Source organism: Anaerosporobacter sp., assembly GCF_965301125.1.
This window is the reverse complement of the sequence record NZ_CBDLAM010000372.1, coordinates 1-1,671: the sequence shown is the minus strand read 5'-3', so window position 1 is coordinate 1,671 and position 1,671 is coordinate 1. Positions and strand designations below refer to the sequence as shown.

The following is a 1,671-nucleotide window of genomic DNA, read 5'->3' as shown; positions in this document are numbered from 1 at the left end:
ATAAAATATAAAGCATCAAAAACCAAACAATATGGAGGTAAAGAAAAATGAAAGATAATGTATACGAGTTATTGGATAAAATTGTAACATTAGAAGAACAAACCGGAAGTATATTAGTATCGCTACATCGTCCTGAAAACGAAAAAGAAGAAGAGAAAATGAAAATATTTGATACTGACTATTCTCGCTTTTGGTTTGATTCTTACGCAGGAAAGTTTTATGTTAAATTTTATGATATCCTCTATGAAAAAGATTCTTTTGAATATAGCATTAGTGATATTAAAGACATCATAATCCAAGATTTGAAAAACATGACTATAGCATGGATTGAGCTAAACAATGGACAATCAGTACTGATTCATATTAACGATAGATATGACGCAAAACGATATGAATAATAGATTTCATAGTTATCGGTAAACTGAAACCGTTAGAAAGAAGGATATCATGAAAACATATGCAATCAGAATTGAAGAAGTATTAGCCAAGACAGTATTAATTGATGCAGAAGATTTAGATAGTGCTATAGAAAGAGTTTCAGAACTATATCAAAATGGGGAAATTGAAGTTGAAAGCATGGATGATTCAAACGTTATCCCAAGTCCTTACGCCGACATAGATGGAGTTTATCAAGGAACAGAAGAAGAAAAATTATGTTATGAAATAGTAGAAAAGAAAGCAGATTTGATATTAAAAACAGGAGGTATGAAAATGGGATATTTATTTACGGAAACAATAGAGAAATGTATAAGTGATTGTATTGAATTTGGAAATGGGGAATATAAAGAAGGTTTAGATTCTTGCGGTGATCCGCTAGTTTGGGTTTCTACTGAATGGGTAGAGCATGATAATAAACATGATGTTGTATTACTTTACATTCGTAACACTGATACAGGTAGTATTAGATATTCAACGAAAATCATGGAAACATTAACAGAAAAATACTCTACAAGCCTTTAAAGGCTAGAAAGCGAGAAAAATATGAATAAGAATAAATATCAAGAAATGAAAATCAATACTGAGTTTATAACAGATAATACACAACTTATAAATGCTTTGCTAAAATATGAAAACAATACAATGACTTATAATGGTAGTAATTATGCAAGAGTAATATTTGCAATTGATAATTCAATAGAATTATTAAATGAAATTAAAAAAGAATTAGAATTAGGTAAATTAAATAGCAAATAAAAGAATGTTTTGGTATGGGAAAGGATGGTGGGAGATATATGAAAATGAATAATCCACTAAAGGGTTTAACATTAGAACAATATAGAGAATATATGAACAAAATAGAGGACAATCCAATCTCTAATGATGCATTTAGCTAATGTCAAAATTGTAGTCATGTTTGGGAGTGTGAAAAACCAAATAAACAATTGATAATGAATGATGGCGGATGGTTGTTGTGTTACTTAGAAAGAAATAGGGCATAAAAGACGGTTTCTATATGAGTTTAGAAAGGAGAAATACAACACTATGACAATTAAAAATGTTGCAAATGGAGTAGTAAGACCAGGTATGAAAACTTATAATATTGAGTTTATGAACAGCGACGGAGCAGAGGATGAGACTCAACTTGATGCCGATGGTATTGACGATTTAAATGAGTTATTTTCGGACTTTTGTAAAGAAAATGGATTCAATAGTGATAAAGTAATTAGTATA

Annotated in this window: 4 protein-coding genes; all 4 read left to right on the top strand. The window is 29.6% G+C overall.

All coding sequences use genetic code 11. From position 1 onward, the window contains the following. Nucleotides 1-47 precede the first annotated feature (47 nt). The gene (locus ACW2QF_RS20115) at nt 48-398 is read left to right on the top strand and encodes a hypothetical protein (RefSeq protein ID WP_455717797.1); all 351 of its coding nucleotides are present in this window, start codon (nt 48-50) and stop codon (nt 396-398) included. 49 nt (nt 399-447) lie between these two features. Beyond that, the gene (locus ACW2QF_RS20110) at nt 448-960 is read left to right on the top strand and encodes a DpnD/PcfM family protein (RefSeq protein ID WP_455717796.1); all 513 of its coding nucleotides are present in this window, start codon (nt 448-450) and stop codon (nt 958-960) included. Between the two features lie 21 nt (nt 961-981). Beyond that, complete coding sequence (locus tag ACW2QF_RS20105; RefSeq protein ID WP_455717795.1) at nt 982-1,194, top strand: hypothetical protein; 213 nt, start codon at nt 982-984, stop codon at nt 1,192-1,194. 288 nt (nt 1,195-1,482) lie between these two features. Further along, nucleotides 1,483-1,671 (top strand): hypothetical protein (locus tag ACW2QF_RS20100; protein WP_455717794.1); only part of this gene is annotated, 189 nt, incomplete at its 3' end.

What these genes read in the sequence shown, in the direction of transcription:
- ACW2QF_RS20115 (WP_455717797.1), top strand. Translation starts at nt 48, where the DNA reads ATGAAAGATAATGTATACGAGTTATTGGATAAAATTGTAACATTAGAA.
- ACW2QF_RS20110 (WP_455717796.1), top strand. Translation starts at nt 448, where the DNA reads ATGAAAACATATGCAATCAGAATTGAAGAAGTATTAGCCAAGACAGTA.
- ACW2QF_RS20105 (WP_455717795.1), top strand. Translation starts at nt 982, where the DNA reads ATGAATAAGAATAAATATCAAGAAATGAAAATCAATACTGAGTTTATA.